Here is a 22,061-nt window from a genome sequence, read left to right as displayed (position 1 = left end):
ATCGGGCGGTGGGCGGCTAGGGCGGGCGGCTAGCGCGCGGCGGTCCGGCGCAGGACGCGCAGCGAGCCCGTCACCGAGACCTCCTCGAAGCCCTCGGCCAGCGCCCGCAGGTACACCCGGTACGGGGCCTGGCCGCCGTCCGCCGGGTCCGGGAACACGTCGTGCACCACCAGCAGCCCGTCCGGCGCCAGGTGCGGGGCCCAACCCTCGTAGTCGCCGGTCGCGTGCTCGTCGGTGTGCCCGCCGTCGATGAACACCAGGGCCAGCGGCCGCCCCCACAGCGCCGCGATCCGCGGCGAGCGGCCCACCAGGGCCACCACGTGCTCCTCCAGCCCGGCGGCGTGCAGCGTCCGGCGGAACCGCGGCAGGGTGTCCATCAGCCCCACCTCCGGGTCCACCAGCGTCGGGTCGTGGTACTCCCAGCCGGGCTGCTGCTCCTCCGAGCCGCGGTGGTGGTCCACCGTCAGCGCGGTCGTCCCGGCCTCCCGGGCGGCCGCCGCCAGCAGGACCGCCGAGCGGCCGCAGTAGGTGCCGATCTCCAGCAGCGGCAGCCCGGTGCGCCGCGCCGCCGTCACCGCCGCCGCGTACAGCGCCAGCCCCTCGTCCACCGGCATGAACCCGGTGGCCGCCTCGAACGCCGCCAGCACCTCGGCCGCCGGGCGGACACTCTCCAGCAGGTCGGACATGACGGTGCTCCTCGGGCTCGGGACGTGCGCGAACGCGTTCGCCCCGGACCCTACTCGACGGTAGAGGGGTGGACCATAGTGGCCCTGGAACGTGTTCTAGTCGGGTCGGGTCGCCCGTGCCAGAATCGGGCCCGACCGTGGAAACCGAGCACACGAGGCACACCGGGAGCAGCCCCATGCGCGCAGCCGTCCTGCACAAGACCGGCCAGGAGACCCTCGACGTCCGGGAGGACGTGACGGCCGTCGGCTTCGGGCCGGGCGCCGTACGGGTCCGGATGCGCGCCGCCAGCCTCTGCCACTCCGACCTCTCGGCGATGAGCGGCGTCCTGCCGCAGCCCGCGCCGTTCGTCCCCGGGCACGAGGGGGCCGGGGAGGTCGTGGAGGTCGGTGAGGGCGTGGCCGGCCTCGCCCCCGGCGACCGCGTGGTGCTCTGCTGGATGGCGCCCTGCGGCCGCTGCGCGCACTGCGAGCGAGGCCGCGGCCACCTGTGCATCGCCAGCCTGCGGCGGCTCGGCGCGCCCGGCTTCCGCTTCGAGGACGGCGGCGCGGCGGTCGAGGCCTCCGGGTTCTACGGCACCGGGGCGTTCGCCGAGGAGGTCGTGGTCGCCGCGGACGCCGTCATCAAGGTGCCCGCCGACCTGCCGTACGAGGTCGCCGCGCTGATCGGCTGCGGGGTGACCACGGGCGTCGGCGCCGCCGTCAACACCGCCCGGGTCGAACCCGGCGCCTCCGTCGCGGTGATCGGCGCGGGCGGGGTCGGGGTCGCCGCCGTGCAGGGCGCCCGGGTCTGCGGCGCCGCCCGGATCACCGTCGTCGACCCGGTCGTCTCGCGCCGCGAGCGGGCACTGGCCTTCGGCGCGACCGAGGCGATCGCCCCCGAGGACCTCAAGGCGACGGCGAAGGGCCTGCCCGGCGGCGGCTTCGACTACGTCTTCGAGGCCGTCGGCCGGTCCGCGACCGTCCGGGCCGGCTACGACGCGGCCCGGCGCGGCGGCGCGGTCGTGGTGATCGGCGCCGGCGCGCAGGACGACCTCGCGCAGTTCACCATGGGCGAGCTGTTCTTCAACGAGAAGCGCCTGCTGCCCTCGCTCTACGGCGGGGCGCCGGTGGCCCGCACCATCGCCCTGGTCGTCGACCTGTGGCGGGCCGGGCGGATCGACCTCGACGGCATGATCAGCCACCGCGTCGACCTGGCGGACGTCAACGAGGCGATCGCCCAGATGCGCAGCGGCGAGGCGCTGCGGACGGTCGTGACGCTGGGGCGCTGAGCCGCGCGCCCTCCTCGAACCCAGGACCCCGAACCCAGGACCCCGAACCCAGGACCCCGAACCCAGGACCCAGGACGCGACGAGGGCCCGCCGGGGGGGTGCTCCCCCCGACGGGCCCTCCCGGTGCGGGTGTGCTCAGCCCCGGTCCGCCGCGGCGCGGTGCCGGCCGTGCGGGTCGGCCTCGGGCTTGTCGTCGGCGGCGGACCGGCCCCGGTGCCGGCCGTGCGACGAGGCGTCCCAGGCGGTGCTCTCGTCGGCGTCGGTCCCGTTGGCCGTGGGTCCGGTGGTGTCGGTGAGGGTGTCGGACATCAGAAATCGTCTTTTCCGTGCGGAGGGTGCAGGTCATCGGCGCCCGGCCGGCGCTTGGCGGCGCGCGGTCGGGTCCCCGATCGGGCGCTCGGTACGCGCCACAGCCGGTGATCGCGGCCCGTGCCCCGGCCACCATAACGGCCGGAACGGACGAGATCCTATCGAGATCATGACGCGCGACCTGCCGTCGAACCCAGCCAGTGACCGACCAACTCGCGGTACAGCGGGGACAGCACCTGAAGATCGCCGTGCCGGGCGAGCACCCCCCGTCCGCCGTCCAGCAGCAGCACCCGGTCCGCGCGCAGGGCCGAGCTGATCCGGTGTGCGACCACGACGAGAGTCCCGGGCCGGGAGGCGAACGCCCGCTCGACCCGCTCCTCCGCACGAGGGTCCAGGTGGCAGGTCGCCTCGTCCAGCACCACGACCGGCGCCGGCGACAGATACGTCCGCACCAGCGCGAGCAGCTGCCGCTCCCCGCCCGACAACACGCCCGGATCGCGCAGGACGGCCTCCGGGCCGCCCAGCCGCGCGACCAGCCGATCGGCCCCCAGCAAGCGGACGGCACGGGCGAGTTGCTCCTCCGTGACCTCCGGGGAGAGCCAGGTCAGGTTGGACCGCACCGGCCCCGGAAACACGTACGCCTCCTGCGGCACCAGCGCCACCAGCCGCGCCCGCGCCGCCCCCGCCAGCCCGTCCGGCCGCACCCCGCCCACCGACACGGCCCCGCCCGTCGGCGCCAGCACCCCGGCCAGCAGGGCCGCCAGCGTCGACTTCCCCGCCCCGCTCACCCCCACCACGGCCACGTGCTCCCCGGGCCCGAACCCGAACTCCAGCCCCTCCAGCACCGGCGCCCCGGCCCCGCCGTGCCCGAACCCCAACCCGCTGACCCGCACCTCCGGCTCCTGCCCCGGGGCTGTCCCGGGCAGCGCGCTGGGGGCGGCGTCCGCCGGGGGGTCGCTCGTGGTGGCGGCCAGGCGGTCCAGGACGACGGCGAGGTTGAGCAGCCAGCCGCCGACCGTACCCGCCAACGTCCTGACCGCCGGGTCGAGTTGCTGCAGCAGATAGGTCGCGACGCCGAGCAGTTCGCCGGGGGTCAGGGCCTCGCGGGTGAGCAGCCACGGCGCGGCGGCGAGAACGGCCAGGACGGGCAGCCGACCGCCGAGGGCCACGACCAGCGCGCGCAGGGCCGAAGCCCGGCCCAGGGCGCGGGCGGCGGCGGCGCTCGCCCGGGCGGCCCCGGTCAGCGCCTCGGCGACCTGATCCCGGGTGCCCGTGGCCTGCACGTCGCGCAACCCGTGCAGCGCCCGCCCCGCCTCGGCGGCCAGCCGCTCCTCGGCGAGCACGACCGCGCGCCGCCGCGCCACCAGCGGGCGCAGCAGACGGAAGAAGAGGAACCCGGCGGCGAGCAGCGGCAGCAGGACCAGCGGCAGGACGGCGGGCGCCAGCAGCGCCAGGCCGGCCAGGGCGGCGACCAGGGTGACCCCGACGCCGCGCAGGGTGCGCAGCAGGGTGGCGGTCAACTGCCGTGCGGACTCGACCTGTTCGGTGAGCCGGGCGACCTCGGCCGGATCCGCCGACGGTCGGGTGAGCGCGCTGTGGACCACCCGCTCGACCAGGGCGTCCCGCAACGGCTCCACCACCCCCGCCAGATGCGGGAACCCGGCCCGCGCCGCGTACGCCCGGACGGCCATCGCGGCGCCGAACCCGGCCAGCCAGGCCACCCCGGCCCCCGGCCGCCCGGCCAGGAACCCCTGGTCGACGGCGGCCGAGACGAACAGCCCGGACAGCAGCGGCGGCAGCGCCTCCACCCCGGACCAGCCGAGCAGCCGGAGCAGCGGCCCGCGCGTGACGGCCAGGTGCCGGAACAGCAGCGCCCATCCGGGGGAGGCGGACGTGGAAAGTCGGCGCCGCCGACTTCCGGTGCCGGGCAGTCGGCCCGCGCCGGGCCGGCGCCGACGTCTCGGGCCGGGTGGCGCCGGGGCGGCTGGGTGCACAGGAAGTCGAGCGGGCCGACTTCCTGCGCCGCCGTCGGACGGGGCGCGGTGGCGGGCCATCAGGCGGAGGCCGTCTGGAGGGCGGTGTCCGACAGGGCGGCGCGGTAGTCGGGGTCGGCGAGGAGGGTGGTGTGCGGGGCGAGGGTGCGCAGGCGGCCGGCGTCGAGCCAGGCGACGAGGTCGGCGCGGGCGGCGACGCCGGCGCGGTGGGCGACCACCAGCCGGGTGCGGCCGAGGGTGGCGCGGTCGAGGGCCTCGCTGACCTGGTACTCGGTGGCGAGGTCCAGTCCCGAGGTGGCGTCGTCGAAGACGACGACCCGGGCGGGCCGGGCCAGGAGCCGGGCCAGGCCGAGGCGTTGCAGTTCGCCACCGGAGAGCCGGAGTTCGTCGAGCGGGGTGTCCCAGCCCCGGGGCAGTCGCTGGAGGAAGCCGTCCGCGCGGGCGGCCGCAGCCTCGGCGGGGCCGGCGCCGGCCAGCGCGTCGCGGACCGTACGGCCGACCAGGGCGGGGCGGGCGAAGGCGTAGCCGACCGCGTGCCGCAGTTCGGACGGGGCCAGCGCGTCCACCGGGACACCGTCGATCAGTACGGCGCCCTCGTCGGGGTCGCGCAGCCGCCCGGGTAGCGCGGCCAGCAGCGACTTGCCGGAGCCGGAGCGCCCCACCAGCGCGACCGTGCGGCCGCCGGGGATCGTCAGGTCGAGCGGGCCGAGCAGCACCCGGTCGCCGTCGCGCACCACCACGCCGCGCAGGACGACCTCCCCGTAGCCGCCGACGGGGAGGGCCGCCCGGCCGGGTTCGGCCGGGCGGACGGCCAGCAGTTCGTCGGCCCGGGCCTGCCCGGCGCGGGCGTGCGCCACCGCGACCAGCGCCTCGACCTGCTCGAAGAGCCCGGCGCCGAGGGCCGCCCAGCCGGCCGCGGCGGCGAGCGCCCCGGGGGCCAGGGTGCTGTCGGCGAGGAGCGCTCCGGCGGTGGCGAGCACCGCGACCTCGACCACCGCGATCAGCAGGGTGGCCTGCCAGGCGGTGCGCCGCTGCGCCGCCCAGAGCGCGTGCCCGGCGGCGGAAAGTTCCGGCAGTGGCGCCAACACCCGTGCGGCCTCGCGCTGTTCGGCACCGGCGGCGTGGATGCTGCGCAGTCCGGTGAGGGCGCCGCTGAGCCGGGCGGCAAGGTCGGCCTGGACCTCCTGGTACCGCGCGAACACCGGCCCGGCCTCGCGCAGGAAGAGTCGGATCAGCACCACGCCGGGGACGACGCCCGCGAAGAAGGCGAGCGCCAGCCACGGCGACAGCAGCCCGAGCCCGACGATCGCGCCCGCCGAGGTGAGCAGCGCCGTGGCCGCGCCGAGGACGGCGGGCAGCCGGCCGCCCGCGTCGCCGGCCGAGCCCAGCAGGCGGGCGGCGAGGTCGCCGGGCGGTGGTCCGTGGCGGAGCCGGCCGCCGGGTCCGAGGGCGAGCAGGTGGCGGACGAGGCGCCCGCGCAGGGCGGCGGTGGCCTCGGCGGAGCAGGCCGGGCCGGCCGCGGCGGCAGTGGCATTGGCCGCGGCGGCCACGCCCAGGACGAGGGCGAGCCGCACGAAGGCGCCGGGCCCGGGCCGGTGGCCGAGGGCGGCGTCGACGGCCGCGGCGAGGACGGCGGGCAGGGCGAGCGTGGTGGCGGCCTCGACCGGCAGGGCGATGCCGAGTGCGAGGGTCCAGCCGGTGGGGCGGCGGGGCAAGTCGGAGCTCCCGTCGGAACGTCGGGTCGGGGGGCGGGGGGTCGGGCACATGCAGGGAAACGGACGGTGCCGTCCCCGCCTGTCCGGACAGGCGGGGACGGCACCCACGGCTCACCGCCTGGATCAGCTGTTGGTGAAGATCAGGCAGGTGAGGATGAGACAGGTGTACTGGCAGCCGGCGCCGTGGCCGGTCAGCTCGACGGACTCGGTCTCCGGCAGGTCCTGCAGCGCCGCGAGGTCGGTCTCGAAGTCCACCATGTTCTCCATGATCGGGTTCCTCCCCTGGAACTACGCCCGCCGCGGTCTGCCTGCGGGCATCGGGTGTCGCCCCCGGCCGGCTCGGTCCGCCGCGCCGGGGTGGTGCCCCGGGCCGCGTCGGGCCCGGGAGTCTGTGTGGTGAGGTGTCGACGTTCTGAGATGTCGAGGTGTCGAGGTGCCGACGTCCTGAGATGTCGAGGTACCGACGTGTCGACGTCCTGAGGAGTCGAGGAGTCGAGGGGTCGACGTACCGAGGTGCCGGGGCTCCGGTCAGCCCGGTCGGCCGGTCCGCAGGAACGCGGCCAGCAGCTCGTGCAGCACGGCCGCGCCCTCCTCGGCGAGCACCTCGTGGCCCGATCCGGCCGCCTCGACGTACCGGAAGTCCGAGCCCTCGACCCGGCCGATCCGCAGCAACTCGTGCCGCAGCGAACGGGACTGGCTCACCGGCACGACCTCGTCCCGGTTGCCGTGCACCACCAGCAGCGGGGCGCTCAGCCGGTGCGCCAGCTGGAGGACGTCGCGCGGGCCGCGGGCGTCGGTGATCGGCTCGTCGCCGGCCAGCCGGGTGGTCAACGCCCTTACGGGGGCTGCCGCTTCGGCCAGCAGCCGGGCGCCGGACAGGAACGGCGCGACCACCGCGCAGCGGGACACCTGCTCGGCCGGCGCGTGCGCGGCCGCCAGCAGCGCCAGGAACGCGCCGTAGCTGACCCCGAACAGGGCCGGCGGCTCCAGCCCGAGCGCCGCGCGCTGGCCGGCGATGCCGTCCAGCAGGTACAGCACGTCGTCCAGGTCGGGCCCGCCCCAGGCGCCCCGGATGGCCATCGCGTGCGCCACCCCGTAGCCGGTGGAGCCGCGCTGGTTCGGTGCGATCACGGCCAGGCCCTCGGCGGCCATCCGCTGAAGGGCCGGGTCGAACTCCAGCCGCCAGGCGTCCGCCGGGCCCCCGTGCAGCGCCAGCACCAGGTGCGGGCTGCTCAGCCAGGTGTCCCCGCCGTACACCACGGCCTCCAACGGCCCGGCCGGACCGGCGAGTTCGAGGCTCTGTGCGGGCTGCCAGCGGCCGCCGTCCCCGGGTGCGGTGCTGCCGTCCACCCGCCAACCCGGCGGCTGGGTACGGGGGGTGCGCGGACCGCCGGGCTGCCAGGGCAGCACGGTGTCCCGCCACGGGCCGGGCAGGCCGGAGCCCAGCGGCGCCAGTTGCAGTGGCAGCGGCATCGGCATCGGGCCGGACCCGGGCTTCGCCGGGCCGTGCGCCAGCAGCGCGTCCACGTTCAGGGCGGCCAGCGCCGCCGGGTGGTCGGGCGAGGAGTAGGGGAGTCGCAGCGCCGCCCCGCCCCAGTGCCCGACCGCGCCGAGCCGGCCGGGCGGCACCGGCAGCTGGTCCAGCCGGCCGGCGGCGGCCCGCCACAGGGCGAGCGCGGAGCCGGCGCCGTGGTCGACCTGCACCGCCACCTGCGGGCCGTCCGCCGTCCGCCGCAGCGCGACCGGCCGCAGGAACATGCCCGCGACGTGCAGGCACTCCGGGAACCGCAGCGGTTCGCCGCCGCCCAGCACGCCCCAGCCGAGCCGGTCGGTGCCCGGCGCGTCGCTGCGCACCATCGCGAACCGGCTGTCCGGGTCGAACAGCACCAGCCGGTCGTTGCTGCGCTCGCCGATCTCCAGCAGCGGGGTGGTCGTGCCGCTGCGCAGGTCCAGCACCACGGTGCGGACGAGCCCCGCGTTCACCCGGTCCAGCGCCAGCAGCGCCCCGGCGTGGTCCAGCCAGGCGCCGCCGCCGTGCAACCCCGGGATCTCGGCGACCCGTTCGGGCTCGCTGCCGTCCGTCCGCACCAGCCAGGCGGTGGTCGCCGGGCGGGTGTCCGTCCCGAGGGCGAGCGCCACCGGCGTGCGCGGACCGGCCCCGGGGGGCGCCGGGACCGGCAGCAGCCGCAGCCCGGGCATCCGGATCGTGGCCACCTGCTGTTCCACGGCGCCGTTCTCGCCGTACGAGAGGCGGACCAGGTCGTGCCGCTCGCCGTCGTGCCGGCAGACCAGCACCGAGCCGTCCGGCAGCGCGACCAGTTGCGAACGCAGGCTCTCCGACCGGTTGCCGGGCAGCGGCAAGGCCAGCGGAGTGGCCGGCCCGCCGTCCGACGGCAGCCGCCAACTCTCCACGTACCAGCCGCCGTCGGCGGCCGAGGCGAGGCAGGCGGCGTGACCGCCGTCGGCGGAGAAGGTGAAACTCAGTCGGCGCAGCGCCTGCGCGACGGTCCGGGTGGCCACGTTCATGCCCCGCTCACCCCGCTGCCCGCGCCCTGGAACCGGCGTACGGCGGGCGGCACCGGATCCACCCAGAGCCGGGGGCCGCCGTGCCGCAGCCGCAGCAGGAAGGCCAACGCGCCCGCCGCGCCGGTGCCGTAGCCGGCCGCGCAGCCCGTCCCGGTCTCGTCCGGCAGCACCAGCAGGCCGCCCCGCAGCGCCGACCGGGAAGCGACCAGGTGCGCCAACTCCTCGGCACCGGAGCGGAATTCGGGCTCGGCGGCGGCCTCGGCAAGGTCGAGCAGGTACTCGCCGTCGCCGGCCAGGCCGTGGCAGGCGCTCACCCCGCCGTGCCAGCGCCCGGCCAGTACGGCCCGCCCGGCGGCCAACGCCAGCCCGTGCGCGGTGGCGTCGCCGGTGGCCCGCCAGAGCCGCAGCAGGAAGGTGCCCACGCCGGACGAGCCGCTGCACCAGTGCGCCAGCCGGATGCGGTCCGGATCGTCCGCGCTCTGCGGCCACCAGGCGCTCTCGCGCGGCGCGTCCCAGCGGACGGTCGCGGCGAGTGTGTGCCCGGCCTCGACGGCGCCGGCGAGCAGGTCGCGGTCGCCGGTCGCCTCGGCGGCGGCCAGCAGGAAGGCGCCCACACCGGCCACGCCGTGCGCGAAGCCGAGGTGGGTGATCCCGGCGAGCGCCGAGTCGAAGTCCGCCGGCACCGGCCACACCCGCCCGTACGGCTCGTGCCGGGCGGCGGCGAGCAGGGCGTGGCCGCAGTGGGCGGCGCGGTCGAGGAAGTCCGGGTCGAGGGAGGTGATGTCTGCCGCCGCAAAGCGGAGTTGGGTGAACCCGGAGCCGGCCGCGCCGTGGCAGACGTCGGGGTTGGGCCACTCGACGGGGATCCGCCGGGCGAGCGCGGCGGCCCGAACGGCCAGCCCCTCGTCGCCCAGCGCCCGGGCGGCGTCCAGCAGCGCCCAGGCCGTCCCCGACCGCCCGAAGTGCAGCCCGGGCAGCACCACCGGCTCGGCGGCCAGGCGCTGTTCGATCCACCCGGCGGCCGTCCGTGCCGTCCGCGCGGCCTCCGCGCGCACCCCGCCCGGCAGGCCCTCCGCCGCCACCGCCCGTGCCAGCACCGCCAGCACCCCGGCGGCGCCGTGCTGCACATTGCACGGGTCCGTCCGCTCCCCGGCGGGCACGACCGGCCACAACCGGTCCCGCCGCAGCGGCGTGGCCGTGACGGCCAGTTGCCGCAGGCCGTCGCACAGCACCCGGTCGAGGAGGCCGGCCGACGCGCGGCAGGCGGCGTCCGCAGCGGCGCCGTCGGGTCGGACGGCAGCCCGGGGGCCGCCGGTCGTGGCGGTCGGGTCGGTCGGGTCGGTCGGGTCGGTCACGGAACGGTCGTCGTGGGCGTCGGCGGAGTGCTCGGCGGGCGTGGCCCGGTGGGCCGCAGCGTGCCACGGCGGAGCGGCGGCGGCCCGCATGGCACCGGCCCTGGCGGGCGCGGCACTGTCGTCGGCGGCTCGCTGCGGGGGTGCGGTGGCGGCGTCGCCGGTCGGGCCGGTGGCATGGGGGCCGTCGGGGTGCCGGGTGTGCGCGGTCCGCCGGTTCGGGGCCTGCCACAGGGGGGTGACGGCGGCGGTGGTCTCATGCCCGTGCGCGGCACCGGGAGCCCCGCCCGGGCGTGTGTCATCGCTGCGCCGGGCGCCCGCAGTGGCTCCGCCCGCGAGTTCCGCCCTGACCTGGGCGAGGCTCCAGCGCTGCCCCGGCTGTTCGGCCCGGAGGCCGAGGACGGCGGGGGCGAGGCGGCGGGCGGTGGTGCCGGTGCGGGCGGCGAGGGCGAGCCAGCGACCGAGGCGCTCGGTGACCGGGCGGGCCCGGGGGAGGTCGTCCGGGAGTAGCGGGTCGTGGCCGGTGGCGAGGAGGAAGAGCAGGCCGCCGAGGGCGTACAGGTCGGCGGCCGGGTCGGCGACGCAGGTGCCGTCGTGGACGAGGCCGAGCCGGCCGGGCCCCTGTTCGGGGGCGCGGTAGCCGGGGGTGCCGGCGGAGCCGGCGGGGCGGCCGGTTTCGGCGGCGAGTTCGAGGTCGACGAGCCGGAGGCGGCCGTCGGGGCGGACCATCACGTTGCCGGGGGAGAGGTCGCGCAGGACGAGTCCTTGGGCGTGCACCTGCTCGACGAGGTCGAGGAGGGCGTGCGCGACCGGTCCGGCTTCGGCCCAGTCGACGTCGGGGCTGCCGTCGCGCCGCAGCCGGGCGGCGACCCACGCGCCGAGCGGCTGTCCGGCGATTCGTTCCTGCACGAGGAAGACGGAGTCGTCCTGTTCGATCAGTTCGATCGGGCGGGGTGCCAGGCCCTGCCCGTCCAGCCGGGTCAGCAGGGCGGCCTCGTGCCGTAGGGCGTCGCGGGCGTCGGTGCCGGCCCGGTCGATCTCGATGTGTGCGCGGGCCTGCTTGACCACGACCTCGGCGCCGCTCGCGGCCTCCCGGCCGAGGAAGACCCCGCCCTTGGTGCTGTGCCGTACGGCGGCGGTGATCGCGTACCGCTCGGCGAGCAGCACGCCCGTGCCGCGTTTAACCCCCGGCCGGGCCGCACCGGTCTCCAGCGGGTCGCTGGCCCAGGACGGCGCCCGGTAGGAGGCGCCGCGCACGTCCTCGGCCCGTTCGCCGTCCGGCCCGTGCAGGACGGACCGGTACTCCCCGTCGTGGCCGAGCTCGGCGCGGGCCGCGAAGGCGCCGTACCGGTAGTGGACCAGGCTGCCGGGCCGGTAGGGGCGGTCGGAGAGCACGACGGGCCCGGGCAGTCCGGCGGTGGCCCGGTCGAGTCCGGCGGCCAGCCGCCGGAACTGGGCGTCGTCGGCCGGGTAGACGGTGATGAACTTGCCCGCCGAACCCCGATCGCTGTTACGGGAGTTGAGTTCGCGCAGCCGCTGCTCCCCGGCGGCGAACTTGAACGGGCACGGGTCGTCGGCGAGAGCCCGTACGACGGCCGCGAGCACGGCTTCGCCCGCCGCCGAGGCCGCGCTGACGTGGAGCTTCCAGCCCTGCTCCGGGAGTGGAACCGACGCGGGCGGCCTGGCCGTGCACCAGAAGCCCCCGGCGGTGACCTCCCAGTCGCCGCCGCCTCCCCGGCCGCCGGCCTCCGCCAGCGCCGCCCGCGTCGTCTCCGGCCACGGTCCGGCCGCATCCGGCCCGTGGCCCGCCGATTCCCCGCCCCCGGCCGTACGCAGCGATGTGCCCGCCGCCATTCGCCACCACATCCCTTCGTCTCGTCCGCCGCCCGCGGGTGCCCACCTGCTCCGGCACCCGGGCGTGCGGCCCGGCCTGATCGGTTTCCTCGGAAGGAGCGGGAGTGCCGCCCCTGAACGGGAGTGCCGCCTCGGTGTGGCGTGCCGCCCCGGTGCGGCGCACCGCCCTGGTACGGCGGTGCCGCGCCTGGGGCAGGAGCCCCGGCCGTGCCCGCCCCGGGCCCGGTCTCGCCAGGGCCCGTGTCCGGCGGAGCGCCTTCCCGACCCCCGGTCGGGGCAACTGTCGGGGCAACTCCCGTTCGCAGGACTGAAGTTACTTTCGAGGCGGGAGTGGCTCAACGTAGAGCCGGTCACTTCACTCGTAAGGGTGATCAGGAAGCGGTTTCGAATTCGTGCGAGGGCTCCCGTGTGAGCAGTGGGCGCCGGGCGCGCGGGCGCGTGCGACCGGCGCCGGCCCCTCCCGGGCGCCCCCGCCGCAGATTGACGCGCGTCCGTACGCCATCGGCACCCGTGTCCGAACCGCGCCGCCGCCGCATCCCCGCCGCATCGGCGGCCCCGCTGCCGCCGCACCGCCGCCCAGGTCGCCGAACGGCCGAGGCCCGACCGCCCCCGTGCGCACGGTAGTCTCGACAGGTGCCGAAACTGTCCGACGTCATCACCGCGCTCGAAGAGGTCTACCCGCCGCAGTGGGCGGAGGCCTGGGACGCCGTCGGCCTGGTCTGCGGAGACCCCCAGGCCGAGGTCGGCCGCGTGCTGTTCGCCGTCGACCCCGTGCAGACGGTCGTCGACGAGGCCGTCGAGTGGGGCGCCGACCTGGTGGTCACCCACCACCCCCTCTATCTGCGCGGCACCACCAGCGTCGCCGCGACCACCTTCAAGGGCCGGGTCGTACACACGCTGATCAGCAACGGCATCGCCCTGCACGTCGCGCACACCAACGCCGACCACGCCGACCCCGGCGTCTCGGACGCGCTCGCCGAGGCCGTGGGCCTGCGGGTGACCGGCCCGCTGGTGCCGGACCCGACCGACCCGCTGGGCCGCCGCGGCACCGGCCGCATCGGCCTGCTGGAGCCCCCGCTGCCCCTGTCGGCCTTCGCCGCGCAGGTGGCCGAGGGCCTGCCGGCCACCGCCACGGGCGTCCGGGTCTCCGGCGACCCGGACCGGCTGGTGAGCCGGGTCGCGGTGTGCGGCGGCTCGGGCGACAGCTTCCTCGCCGAGGTGCGGGCGGCCGGGGTGGACGCCTACCTCACCGCCGACCTGCGCCACCACCCCGCGTCCGAGGCCGCCGAGGCGGCGCCGGTCGCCCTGGTCGACGCCGCGCACTGGGCCACCGAGTGGCCCTGGCTCACCCTGGCCGAGCGGGCCCTGCACGCCGCCGCCGACCAGCGCGGCTGGGCCGTGGAGACCAAGGTCTCCCACCGGGTCACCGACCCGTGGACCGCGCACGCCCCCATGTCCTTCACCGCCTGACCCGATTCACAGGAGCCTTCCCCTTGAACGCCGCGCCCGCCGACCAGATCCGCCTGCTCGACCTCCAGGCCTTCGACTCGAAGCTCGACCAGCTGGCCCACCGGCGCCGGAGCCTGCCCGAGCACGCCGAGATCGAGAAGGCCTCCGCCGACCACACCGCGCTCAAGGACCTGGTGGTCGCCGCCGAGGCCCAGCAGGGCGACACCACGCGTGAGCTGACCAAGGCCGAGCAGGACGTGGAGCAGGTCCGCGCCCGGTCCGCCCGCAACCAGCAGCGCCTGGACTCCGGCGCGATCACCTCGCCGAGGGACCTGGAGAACCTCCAGCACGAGATCGGCTCGCTGGCCAAGCGCCAGGGCGACCTGGAGGAGATCGTGCTGGAGGTCATGGAGCGGCTGGAGAGCGCCCAGACCCGGGTCACCGAGCTGACCGCGCGCCTGCAGCACTCCACCGTCGTCCTCACCGAGGCCGAGACCCGCCGGGACGACGCCTTCGCCGAGATCGACACCGAGGCCGACAAGGTCAAGCGGGACCGCGAGACCATCGCCGCCGTCCTCCCCGCCGACCTGCTGAAGGTCTACACCAAGCTGCGCCAGACGCAGGGCGGCGTCGGCGCGGCCCGTCTCTACCAGCGCCGCTGCGAGGGCTGCCGCACCGAGTTCTCCATCACCGAGTTCAACGCCATCAAGGCCGAGCCGGCCGACAAGGTGGTCCGCTGCGAGAACTGCTCGCGGATCCTGGTCCGCACCGCCGATTCGGGCGCCTGACCCGGTGGCGGCTCGCTTCATCGTCGAGGCGGACGGCGGGTCCCGGGGCAACCCGGGGCCGGCCGGCTACGGCGCGGTGGTCCGGGACGGTGACACCGGGCAGATCATCGCCGAGGCCGCCGAGTTCATCGGCCACGCCACCAACAACGTGGCCGAGTACAAGGGCCTGATCGCCGGCCTCAAGGCGGCCCGGGAGCTCGACCCGGACGCCTCGGTGGACGTCCGGATGGACTCCAAGCTGGTCGTCGAGCAGATGTCCGGGCGCTGGAAGATCAAGCACCCCGACATGCAGCCGCTCGCCGCCGAGGCCCGCACGATCCTCCCGCGCGCCCGGGTGACGTACACCTGGATCCCGCGCGAGCGGAACAAGGACGCCGACCGGCTCGCCAACGAGGCGATGGACGCGGGCAAGGCCGGCCGCCAGTGGGAGCCCAGGCCGCGGGCCGCCGCGGTGGTGGACGAGCCGCCGCTGGAGACCGCCGCCCCCAAGGCCGGCTGGGCCGCCCCCGCCGACCTCGGCACCCCGACCACCTTCGTCCTGCTCCGCCACGGCGAGACCGCGCTGACCCCGCAGAAGCGCTTCTCCGGCAGCGGCGGCAGCGACCCGGAACTGTCCGACAAGGGCCGCTGGCAGGCCGCGCGGGCCGCCGAGGAACTGGCCGCCCGCGGCAGCATCCAGGCCGTGGTGGCCTCGCCGATGCGCCGCACCCGGGAGACCGCCGAGATCGTCGCCGCCCGGCTCGGCCTGGAGGTCCGGTACGAGGACGGGCTGCGCGAGGTCGACTTCGGCGACTGGGAGGGCCTGACCTTCGCCGAGGTGCAGGAGCGACACCCGGAGGACCTGGCGGCCTGGCTCGGCTCGGCGAAGGCCAAGCCCACCGGCAGCACGGAGAGCTTCACCACGCTCACCCACCGGGCCGGCGTCGCCCGGGACAAGATCATCGCCCGGCACCCCGGCAGGACCGTGCTGGTGGTCTCCCACGTCAGCCCGATCAAGACGCTGGTCCGGCTGGCGCTCGGCGCCCCGCCGGACGCGCTGTACCGGATGGAGTTGTCCGCCGCCTCGTTCTGCGCCATCCAGTACTACGCGGACGGCAACGCCTCGCTGCGGCTGCTCAACGACACCTCGCACCTGCGCTGAACACCCGGGGCTGAACGCCTGGCTCCGGGGGAGCGGTGCGGGGGACCGCCCCCTCGGAGCGGGCTCAGTGCACCTCGGTGACCACCACGTCCAGCTGCCACGGCTTGCGCGCCGTGCCTTCGGCGGCGAGCTCCACCCGGTGCCCCAGGCCCCGCAGCGCGTCCAGCAGCTCGCCCGGCGTCTTCGGCTCGATCCCCGCGACCAGCAGGTCCCGCACCAGGCGCCCCTTGGTCGCCTTGTTGAAGTGGCTGACGACCGTGCGCTTGCCGTTGCGCTCCTGGAGCACCCGGACGGTCGTCGTCCGGGACGCCACCTCGCCGGCCGGCTTCCACGCCGCCGCGTACGCCGAACTGCGCAGGTCCAGCACCAGCCCGTCCGCCACCTCCGGCAGCACGGACGCCATCGCGCCCCGCCAGTACGCGCCGAGCGCCCCCGGGCCGGGCAGTTTCACGCCCATCGAGCAGCGGTAGGGCGGGATCCGGTCGGAGATCCGCACGGCGCCCCACAGGCCCGAGAAGACCAGCAGCGACCGCTCGGCCCGGCCGTACGCGGCCGCGTCCAGCGTGGCCAGACCCAGGTTGTCGAACAGCACCCCGGTGTACACCTCGCCCGCCGGACGGGCGCCCGCCGCCGGCAGCCCGGCGTTGCGGGCGATCTCGCCGCGCAGCCCGGGGCTGAGCCCCAGCACCTCCGCGGCGGTCTCCTCGTCACCCCGGCAGAGACCGACCAGCGCGTCCAGCACCTCGCCGCGCGCGGCCGTCAGCCCGGGCAGCGACAGCCGGTCGAGCGCCACCGGCACCCCGTCCCCGGATGCGGCCTTGCCCTCCGAAGGCGGCAACAGCACCAGCACAGCGGACTCCTCAACACTCTGTGGCGGATGAACCCCGCCACCCTACGCAAAACCGGCCTGCCCCGGGCGGCCCGTCCTGCCTGTCCTGCCTGAGACGGTTGCCCCGGCTGCGGCTACTCGGCGCCGCCGGCCCCCGCGACCACGGCCGTTCCGGCCGCCAGCGCCAGGCAGAGCGGCGAGTAGTACCGGGTGTCCAGCCGCTTGAACCGCTCCGAGCGCTCGACGGCCCTCCCGAACAGCACCAAGCCGCCGGCGCCGCGCGCCAGCATCACCCCGGCCACCGCCCGCACCCCGGCCCGCCGCAGCCGCCGCGGCCCCACCGCCGGCAGCACCCCGGCCTCCGCCCCCACCAGGTACGCGGCCGTCCCGAGCAGCCCCGCCACCGCGACGCAGGCCGCCGGGGACGGTGGTCCGTCGCCCGCGCCGACCACGGTGTCCGCGAACTCCTCCGGCGTCCGCAGCGGCCACGGCGTCACCGCCCACACCGCGTGCAGCGCCCCCGTCGCCGCCAACACCCCCGACACCGCCGCCCCGGTCACCTTCACCGCACCCATTGCCCGAACCCCCTTCGTGAACGACCACTCGACCCCAGCCTACGAGTGCTCACACCCGGACCCCACCCCGCCCGGGGGTGGAAATCCGGTGGGGCCGCCCGGCGTTCGCCACTACGGTGAGCAGCGAGGAGAGTGAGCGAGATGACCCTGCGACCCCTGGACCTGGTGCCCGGCGACGACGACGCCGTGGAGGAGTCCCTGTCCGTGCGCCTGCCCGCCGGCCTGCCGGCGGAGACCCGGCAGGCCCTGGAGTTCGCGGTGCGGGCCGCCGCCGAGGCCGTGATGGGGCGCTGAGCCCAACAGCGCCGGCAGCACCGGCGCGTCCGGCGGGGTGATCCGTCCGGAATCACCCGATTCGCCCTACGCTGCCTGCATGCCTCGCCGAAAACTGCGCGTCAAGGCCGCCGACTCCGCCCGGATCAACACCGAACTGACCGAACTCCGCGCCCGCCTGGAGATCCACACCGAGTGGCCGGAGCCGGTGCTGGCCGAGGCGGAGGAGGCGGCCGAGCGCCCCCGGCTGCCCGAGCACGACGCCACCGACCTGCCGCTGTTCACCGTCGACCCGCCCGGCTCGCGCGACCTCGACCAGGCCATGCACCTGCTCCACCGCCCCGGCGGAGGCTACCGGGTGTACTACGCCATCGCGGACGTCGCCGCCTTCGTCCGCCCGGGCGGCGCCATCGACGCCGAGGCCCGCCGCCGGGTCGAGACCCTGTACTTCCCGGACCACCGCGTCCCGCTGCACCCCACCCGGATCTCCGAGGACGCCGCCAGCCTGCTGCCCGGCGAGCCCCGGCCCGCCCTGCTCTGGCAGCTGGACCTGGACGCCGACGGCGCCGTGGTGCTCGCCGACCTGCGCCGCGCCCTGGTCCGCTCGCACCGCCGCCTCGACTACGCGGCCGTCCAGCGCGCGGTGGACCTCGGCGGCGCCGACGAACAGCTCGCCCTGCTCGCCACCGTCGGCCGGCTGCGCGAGGAGCAGGAGCGCGCGCGGGGCGGGATCAGCCTCCCGGTGCCCGAGCAGGAGGTCGAGGAGACCCTGCACGGCTACGTCCTCGGCTACCGCGCGCCCGGCCCCGCCGACGGCTGGAACGCGCAGATCTCGCTGCTCACCGGCCTGGCCGCGGCCGACCTGATGCTCGACGCGGGCGTCGGCCTGCTGCGCACCCTGCCCGCCGCGCCCGCCGCCGCGTACGAGCGGCTGCGCCGGATCGCCGCCGCGCTGGACGTGGACTGGCCGCAGGCGCTCCCGTACCCGGAGCTGATCCGCTCCCTGGACCCGGACGCGCCGATGGACGCCGCCTTCCTCAACGCGTGCACCGGCCTGCTGCGCGGCGCCGGCTACCACGCCTTCGACGAGTCCCGGGGCCTGCCCGCCCCGGCCGACCCGGGCCATGCCGCGCTCGCCGCGCCGTACGCGCACTGCACCGCGTCGTTGCGCCGGCTCGGCGACCGCTTCGCGCAGGAGGTGTGCGCGGCGGTGGCGGCGGGGGAGGAGGTGCCGGACTGGGCGCGCGAGGCGCTGCCCGCCGTGCCGGGCCTGATGGCGAGCGGGGACCGCCGCGCGGCCGAGGTCGAACGGGCCTGCGTGGACCTGGTGGAGGCGGAGCTGCTGGCCGGCCGGGAGGGCGAGGACTTCACCGCCGTGGTGATCGACGTGGACGAGCGGCGGCCCGCGGCCGGCACGGTGCAGCTGCGCCGGCCCGCCGTCCGGGCCCGCTGCGACGGCGCCGATCCCGGGGCGGTGCTGCCGCTCGGCGGGCTGATCCGGGTCCGGCTGACGCAGGCCGACCCGCTCACCCGCACCGTCCGCTTCGCCGCCGTCTGACCTCCACGGGCTTCCACGCGCCCCCGGCGCTCCCCCCGGCGCCGCCACCCGGACGGTCCGTCACACGGCCCCCGAGCGCCGCGCAGGTGGGAGGATCGGTCCCGTGCCCGAAGCCCAGCCCTCCGTCGCCCCGGGGCGCCGCCGCCGACTGCTCGTCCTGGCGATCTGCTGCCTGAGCCTGTTCATCGTCGGCCTGGACAACACCGTGGTGAACATCGCCCTGCCGGCGATCCAGCGGGACCTGGACGCCCCGGCGTCCGGGCTGCAGTGGATCATCGACGCCTACACCCTGGTCCTGGCCTCGCTGCTGATGCTGTTCGGCTCGGTGGCCGACCGCTTCGGCCGCCGCCGGGTGTTCCAGACCGGGCTGCTGTGCTTCGCGCTCGGCTCGCTGCTGTGCAGTCTGGCGCCGAGCCTGGAGTGGCTGGTGGCGTTCCGGGCGTTGCAGGCGGTCGGCGGTTCGATGCTGAACCCGGTGGCGATGTCGATCATCACCAACACCTTCACCGACCCGAAGGAGCGGGCCCGGGCGATCGGCGTCTGGGGCGGCGTGGTCGGCATCTCGATGGCGCTCGGCCCGCTGCTGGGCGGCTTCCTGGTGGAGGGCGCGGGCTGGCCGTCGATCTTCCTGATCAACGTTCCGGTCGCCGTGGTCGCGATGCTCCTGACCGCCCGTTACGTCCCGGAGTCGCGCTCGCCCCGGCCGCGCCGGCTGGACCCGGTCGGGCAGCTGCTGATGATCATCCTGCTGGGCTGCGGCACCGCGGCCATCATCGAGGGCCCGGGCAGCGGCTGGACGTCCCCGCTGATCGTCGCCCTGGCGGCCGCCGCCGTGGCCGCGCTGGTCGCCTTCCCGCTGTGGGAGCGGAGGGTGGCCGAGCCGCTGGTGGACCCGCGGTTCTTCGCCAGCGCGCCGTTCACCGGCGCCACCGTCACCGCGGTCTGCGCCTTCTCGGCCCTGGGCGGCTTCCTCTTCCTCAACACGCTCTACCTGCAGAACGTCCGGCACTACGACCCGTTCGAGGCGGGCCTGTGGACGCTGCCGATGGCCGCGATGATGCTGGTCTGCGCGCCGCTGTCCGGCCGGATCGTCGGCAGCCGGGGGCCGCGCGGCCCGCTGGTCGCGGCCGGGCTGGGCCTGGTCGCGAGCGGGCTGCTGCTGACCAGGCTGGCCGCCGACTCCCCGGCGGCGCTGCTGCTGGCGGCGTACGCACTGTTCGGCTTCGGCTTCGGCATGGTCAACGCGCCGATCACCAACGCGGCCGTCTCCGGCATGCCGCGCGCCCAGGCGGGGGTGGCCGCGGCGGTCGCCTCGACGAGCCGCCAGATCGGCCAGTCGCTGGGGGTGGCGGTGATCGGCACGGTCGTCACCTCGGCCGTGGTCGGCCCGGTGGCGACGGGCTTCGCCCCGGCCAGCCACGCCGGCTGGTGGATCCTGGTGGGCCTGGGCGCCGCGATCCTCCTCCTCGGCCTGGCCACCACCACCCCGTGGGCGACCGCGACCGCCGTCCGGGTGGCCGCCCGCCTCGGCGGCGATCCGCCCGTGGTCCGCTCCGGTGTACGGGAGGCCCCATCCGAGCGGCTACGATGACCACTACGGCGGAAGAGTCGGCCGGGCGGCCGCGACGGGTCCTTGACCCGCCGAGGAACGTCCGGGCTCCACAGAGCAGGGTGGTGGGTAACGCCCACCCGGGGTGACCCGCGGGACAGTGCCACAGAAAACAGACCGCCCACCGCTTCGGCGGCGGGTAAGGGTGAAACGGTGGTGTAAGAGACCACCAGCGACCGGGGTGACTCGGCCGGCTCGGTAAACCCCACCTGGAGCAAGGTCAAGATCGGCGCCCTCGGGCGCCGTGCGCGGATGACCGAGGGCTGCTCGCCCGAGTCCGCGGGTAGACCGCACGAGGCTGTCGGCAACGGCAGTCCTAGATGGATGGCCGCCTCCCCGGGCCGCGCGAGCACCCCGGGAGACAGAACCCGGCGTACAGGCCGACTCTTCCGCCGCCCTAACTTGACTGAGGCCCCCTGATCTGCGAAACCGCAGGTCAGGGGGCCTTTGTCGTGGGGCCGCCCCGGGCCGCGCGAGCGCTCCGGGAGACAGAACCGGGGGTACAGGCCGACTGTTCCGCTTGCCCGCCGTTACGCGGGGCGGGCGCCGACGGCGTCGCGGATCTGGTCGCCGAGGCCGCCGTTGACGCGGGCGCAGTTGGCGCAGCAGAAGAAGCGGCCGGCCACTTCGACGCCGTGGCCGACGATGCGGACCTGGCACTGCTCGCAGCGCGGCGCGAGCTTCTCCATCGCGCACTCGAAGCTGTCGAAGGTGTAGGTGTCGCCGGTGATGGTCTTGATCTCGAAGGCGAGCCAGTAGTCGTTGCCGCAGGTGACGCAGGTGGCCATGGCGGCCGTCTCCTTCCGGTGGGGGCCGGCCGGCCGGGGTGGCCGGGCAGTCGTTCCCAGTGTCGGAGGGCCGTGCGGGGGCGGCCACTCGACGGCGTCGTCAGGCGGACCGGCCGGCCAGTTCCTCCAGGGCCCGGACGGCCCGGTCGGCGTCGTCGGCGGTGACGAACAGGTGGTCGTGGTGGAAGCCGGCCACCACGTTGCAGCTGATCCCCTCCTCGGCGAGGCGCCCGGCGACGGCCGCGGTGAGGCCGACGGCCTCCAGGGCGGAGTGGATCTGCAGGGTGATCCAGGCGGCCACGTACTCGTAGCGCAGCCCGAGCGCGTCGGCCTCCTCCTGGGCGACGACGACCGTGACCCCTTCGGGTTCGGCGACGGTCACCACCGGCCGCATGCCCGCGGGCACCTTGGCGGGCAGCGTGCAGTACACGTACCGCCCCGGGTTGAGCAGCGGGCGCATCCCGTGCAGCAGCTTCGCGAGGTCTCGTTCACCGGCCATGCCCGTCACCGTAGCGGCCGGACGGGGCCTGGGCGGCGGGGTGGGGCGCCGGTGCGCCGTTCGTGTCGGAATCCGTTGACGAGCGACAGTCGCCGATATATCGTCGAGCTATCGAGACAGTAACTCGACTGGCTCGGTGAACGAGGAGGTGAGCGCCATGCGCTCAGGAAACCGAGGAAATCCGGGAATGCGGTTCAGCGGCGAGGGTCCGCGCGGTGGCTGGCGCCGCGGGCCGGGGCCGGACTTCGAAGGGCGGGAGTTCGAGGGCCGGGAGGCCTTCGGCGGCTTCGGCCCGCCGCCGTTCGGCGGCGGTGGCCCCGGGCGGCCGATGGGCGGTCCGTTCGGGCACGGCTTCGGCGGGCACGGCGGGCGCCGCGGCGGTCCGCACGGGCGGCGCGGCGGCCGGGCGCGGCGCGGGGACGTCAGGGCCTCGCTGCTGGCGCTGCTCAAGGAGCGGCCGATGCACGGCTACGAGATGATCGCCGAGATCTCCGAGCGGACGGGTGGGGCCTGGCGGCCCAGCCCGGGCTCGATCTACCCCAACCTCCAACTGCTGGAGGAGGAGGGCCTGATCACCGCGGAGGAGGTCGGCGGCAAGCGGCTGGTCTCGCTCACCGAGGCGGGCCGGGCCGAGGCCGAGGCGGGGCCCGCCGAGCCGTGGGCGGAGGCCGGCCGGGAGGTCGACTGGGAGGCCGTCCAGGAGGTCGGCCAGGCGCTGGCCGCGGTCGACCAGGCGATCCGCCAGGTGATGGCGACGGGCACCGAGGCGCAGCGCGCCAAGGGCCTGGCGGTGCTCACCGAGGCGCGCAAGAAGCTCTACCTGATCCTCGCCGAGGAGGACTGACCGG

General features: G+C 76.3%; 19 protein-coding genes and 1 other RNA gene. 9 read left to right on the top strand and 11 right to left on the bottom strand.

All coding sequences use genetic code 11. The annotated features are described in order from the left end of the window. Positions 1-29: 29 nt before the first annotated feature. Complete coding sequence (locus AB0R04_RS18095) at positions 30-686, bottom strand: class I SAM-dependent methyltransferase (RefSeq protein WP_363372242.1); 657 nt, start codon at positions 684-686, stop codon at positions 30-32. Positions 687-862: 176 nt separating this feature from the next. On the opposite strand from AB0R04_RS18095, the gene AB0R04_RS18090 reads away from it, so the two are divergent. Next, positions 863-1,954 carry an alcohol dehydrogenase catalytic domain-containing protein gene (locus AB0R04_RS18090; RefSeq protein ID WP_363372240.1) on the top strand — a complete coding sequence of 364 codons (1,092 nt, stop codon included), beginning with the start codon at positions 863-865 and terminating at the stop codon, positions 1,952-1,954. A gap of 135 nt (positions 1,955-2,089) precedes the next feature. Here AB0R04_RS18090 and AB0R04_RS18085 read toward each other — a convergent pair whose 3' ends face one another. The 6 genes from AB0R04_RS18085 to AB0R04_RS18060 form a co-directional block, all read right to left on the bottom strand. Beyond that, complete coding sequence (locus AB0R04_RS18085; protein ID WP_363372238.1) at positions 2,090-2,263, bottom strand: hypothetical protein; 174 nt, start codon at positions 2,261-2,263, stop codon at positions 2,090-2,092. 167 nt (positions 2,264-2,430) lie between these two features. After that, positions 2,431-4,257, bottom strand: a complete 1,827-nt coding sequence (locus AB0R04_RS18080; protein WP_363372236.1) for an ABC transporter ATP-binding protein — start codon at positions 4,255-4,257, stop codon at positions 2,431-2,433. Between the two features lie 59 nt (positions 4,258-4,316). After that, on the bottom strand, positions 4,317-5,972 hold the full coding sequence (locus AB0R04_RS18075) for an ABC transporter ATP-binding protein (RefSeq protein ID WP_363372233.1): 1,656 nt from the start codon (positions 5,970-5,972) through the stop codon (positions 4,317-4,319). A 123-nt stretch (positions 5,973-6,095) separates the two neighbouring features. Next, positions 6,096-6,239, bottom strand: coding sequence for a VenA family class IV lanthipeptide (locus AB0R04_RS18070; protein ID WP_159398410.1), 144 nt, complete (start codon positions 6,237-6,239; stop codon positions 6,096-6,098). A 261-nt stretch (positions 6,240-6,500) separates the two neighbouring features. Further along, positions 6,501-8,498, bottom strand: a complete 1,998-nt coding sequence (locus AB0R04_RS18065) for an alpha/beta fold hydrolase (protein WP_363372230.1) — start codon at positions 8,496-8,498, stop codon at positions 6,501-6,503. Continuing rightward, positions 8,495-11,704, bottom strand: a complete 3,210-nt coding sequence (locus tag AB0R04_RS18060) for a lanthionine synthetase LanC family protein (protein ID WP_363372228.1) — start codon at positions 11,702-11,704, stop codon at positions 8,495-8,497. The genes AB0R04_RS18065 and AB0R04_RS18060 overlap by 4 nt, the downstream gene beginning before the upstream one ends. Before the next feature lie 633 nt (positions 11,705-12,337). Between AB0R04_RS18060 and AB0R04_RS18055 the strand changes: the two genes are divergently transcribed. The 3 genes from AB0R04_RS18055 to AB0R04_RS18045 are packed head-to-tail and all read left to right on the top strand — an operon-like array spanning position 12,338 to position 15,082. Beyond that, the gene (locus tag AB0R04_RS18055; protein ID WP_363372225.1) at positions 12,338-13,174 is read left to right on the top strand and encodes a Nif3-like dinuclear metal center hexameric protein; all 837 of its coding nucleotides are present in this window, start codon (positions 12,338-12,340) and stop codon (positions 13,172-13,174) included. A 23-nt stretch (positions 13,175-13,197) separates the two neighbouring features. Beyond that, positions 13,198-13,941: a C4-type zinc ribbon domain-containing protein gene (locus AB0R04_RS18050; RefSeq protein ID WP_363372222.1), complete on the top strand. Its 744-nt coding sequence runs from the start codon at positions 13,198-13,200 to the stop codon at positions 13,939-13,941. 4 nt (positions 13,942-13,945) lie between these two features. After that, positions 13,946-15,082: a bifunctional RNase H/acid phosphatase gene (locus AB0R04_RS18045; RefSeq protein WP_363372220.1), complete on the top strand. Its 1,137-nt coding sequence runs from the start codon at positions 13,946-13,948 to the stop codon at positions 15,080-15,082. A 64-nt stretch (positions 15,083-15,146) separates the two neighbouring features. Here the strand turns inward: AB0R04_RS18045 and yaaA are convergent, their stop codons facing one another. Then, positions 15,147-15,932, bottom strand: a complete 786-nt coding sequence (gene yaaA, locus AB0R04_RS18040; RefSeq protein WP_363372219.1) for a peroxide stress protein YaaA — start codon at positions 15,930-15,932, stop codon at positions 15,147-15,149. A 113-nt stretch (positions 15,933-16,045) separates the two neighbouring features. Beyond that, positions 16,046-16,486, bottom strand: a complete 441-nt coding sequence (locus AB0R04_RS18035; RefSeq protein ID WP_079135552.1) for a DUF3995 domain-containing protein — start codon at positions 16,484-16,486, stop codon at positions 16,046-16,048. Positions 16,487-16,627: 141 nt separating this feature from the next. On the opposite strand from AB0R04_RS18035, the gene AB0R04_RS18030 reads away from it, so the two are divergent. From AB0R04_RS18030 to rnpB, 4 genes are all read left to right on the top strand, one after another. Beyond that, positions 16,628-16,780 carry a hypothetical protein gene (locus AB0R04_RS18030; protein ID WP_363372216.1) on the top strand — a complete coding sequence of 51 codons (153 nt, stop codon included), beginning with the start codon at positions 16,628-16,630 and terminating at the stop codon, positions 16,778-16,780. Positions 16,781-16,859: 79 nt separating this feature from the next. Beyond that, on the top strand, positions 16,860-18,317 hold the full coding sequence (locus tag AB0R04_RS18025; RefSeq protein ID WP_363372213.1) for an RNB domain-containing ribonuclease: 1,458 nt from the start codon (positions 16,860-16,862) through the stop codon (positions 18,315-18,317). A gap of 103 nt (positions 18,318-18,420) precedes the next feature. Continuing rightward, entirely contained in the window at positions 18,421-19,908 is a 1,488-nt protein-coding gene (locus AB0R04_RS18020; protein ID WP_363372211.1) for an MFS transporter, read from the top strand. A 13-nt stretch (positions 19,909-19,921) separates the two neighbouring features. Beyond that, positions 19,922-20,318, top strand: an RNA gene (gene rnpB, locus AB0R04_RS18015) — RNase P RNA component class A. A 138-nt stretch (positions 20,319-20,456) separates the two neighbouring features. On the opposite strand, the gene AB0R04_RS18010 is transcribed toward rnpB, so the two are convergent. Both AB0R04_RS18010 and AB0R04_RS18005 read right to left on the bottom strand, forming a co-directional pair. Then, a complete protein-coding gene (locus tag AB0R04_RS18010) occupies positions 20,457-20,714 on the bottom strand; it encodes a hypothetical protein (protein WP_063347367.1) in 258 nt (85 codons plus the stop codon). A gap of 100 nt (positions 20,715-20,814) precedes the next feature. Then, positions 20,815-21,213 (bottom strand): ACT domain-containing protein, encoded by a 399-nt coding sequence (locus AB0R04_RS18005; protein ID WP_063347366.1) that lies wholly within the window; start codon positions 21,211-21,213, stop codon positions 20,815-20,817. 187 nt (positions 21,214-21,400) lie between these two features. Here AB0R04_RS18005 and AB0R04_RS18000 point away from each other — a divergent pair, with 187 nt between their 5' ends. Next, positions 21,401-22,057: a PadR family transcriptional regulator gene (locus AB0R04_RS18000; protein ID WP_107452848.1), complete on the top strand. Its 657-nt coding sequence runs from the start codon at positions 21,401-21,403 to the stop codon at positions 22,055-22,057. The last annotated feature ends 4 nt before the right edge of the window (positions 22,058-22,061 follow it).

The sequence above is a fragment of the Kitasatospora sp. NPDC056731 genome, from assembly GCF_040687675.1.
Lineage (GTDB): Bacteria > Actinomycetota > Actinomycetes > Streptomycetales > Streptomycetaceae > Kitasatospora.
The sequence above is the reverse complement of the archived record's forward strand: the minus strand, read 5'-3'. Positions and strand labels throughout refer to the sequence as shown.

What these genes read in the sequence shown, in the direction of transcription:
- AB0R04_RS18095 (WP_363372242.1), bottom strand. Translation starts at nt 686, where the DNA reads ATGTCCGACCTGCTGGAGAGTGTCCGCCCGGCGGCCGAGGTGCTGGCG.
- AB0R04_RS18090 (WP_363372240.1), top strand. Translation starts at nt 863, where the DNA reads ATGCGCGCAGCCGTCCTGCACAAGACCGGCCAGGAGACCCTCGACGTC.
- AB0R04_RS18085 (WP_363372238.1), bottom strand. Translation starts at nt 2,263, where the DNA reads ATGTCCGACACCCTCACCGACACCACCGGACCCACGGCCAACGGGACC.
- AB0R04_RS18070 (WP_159398410.1), bottom strand. Translation starts at nt 6,239, where the DNA reads ATGGAGAACATGGTGGACTTCGAGACCGACCTCGCGGCGCTGCAGGAC.
- AB0R04_RS18065 (WP_363372230.1), bottom strand. Translation starts at nt 8,498, where the DNA reads ATGAACGTGGCCACCCGGACCGTCGCGCAGGCGCTGCGCCGACTGAGT.
- AB0R04_RS18060 (WP_363372228.1), bottom strand. Translation starts at nt 11,704, where the DNA reads ATGGCGGCGGGCACATCGCTGCGTACGGCCGGGGGCGGGGAATCGGCG.
- AB0R04_RS18035 (WP_079135552.1), bottom strand. Translation starts at nt 16,486, where the DNA reads ATGGGTGCGGTGAAGGTGACCGGGGCGGCGGTGTCGGGGGTGTTGGCG.
- AB0R04_RS18030 (WP_363372216.1), top strand. Translation starts at nt 16,628, where the DNA reads ATGACCCTGCGACCCCTGGACCTGGTGCCCGGCGACGACGACGCCGTG.
- AB0R04_RS18025 (WP_363372213.1), top strand. Translation starts at nt 16,860, where the DNA reads ATGCCTCGCCGAAAACTGCGCGTCAAGGCCGCCGACTCCGCCCGGATC.
- AB0R04_RS18010 (WP_063347367.1), bottom strand. Translation starts at nt 20,714, where the DNA reads ATGGCCACCTGCGTCACCTGCGGCAACGACTACTGGCTCGCCTTCGAG.
- AB0R04_RS18005 (WP_063347366.1), bottom strand. Translation starts at nt 21,213, where the DNA reads ATGGCCGGTGAACGAGACCTCGCGAAGCTGCTGCACGGGATGCGCCCG.
- AB0R04_RS18000 (WP_107452848.1), top strand. Translation starts at nt 21,401, where the DNA reads ATGCGGTTCAGCGGCGAGGGTCCGCGCGGTGGCTGGCGCCGCGGGCCG.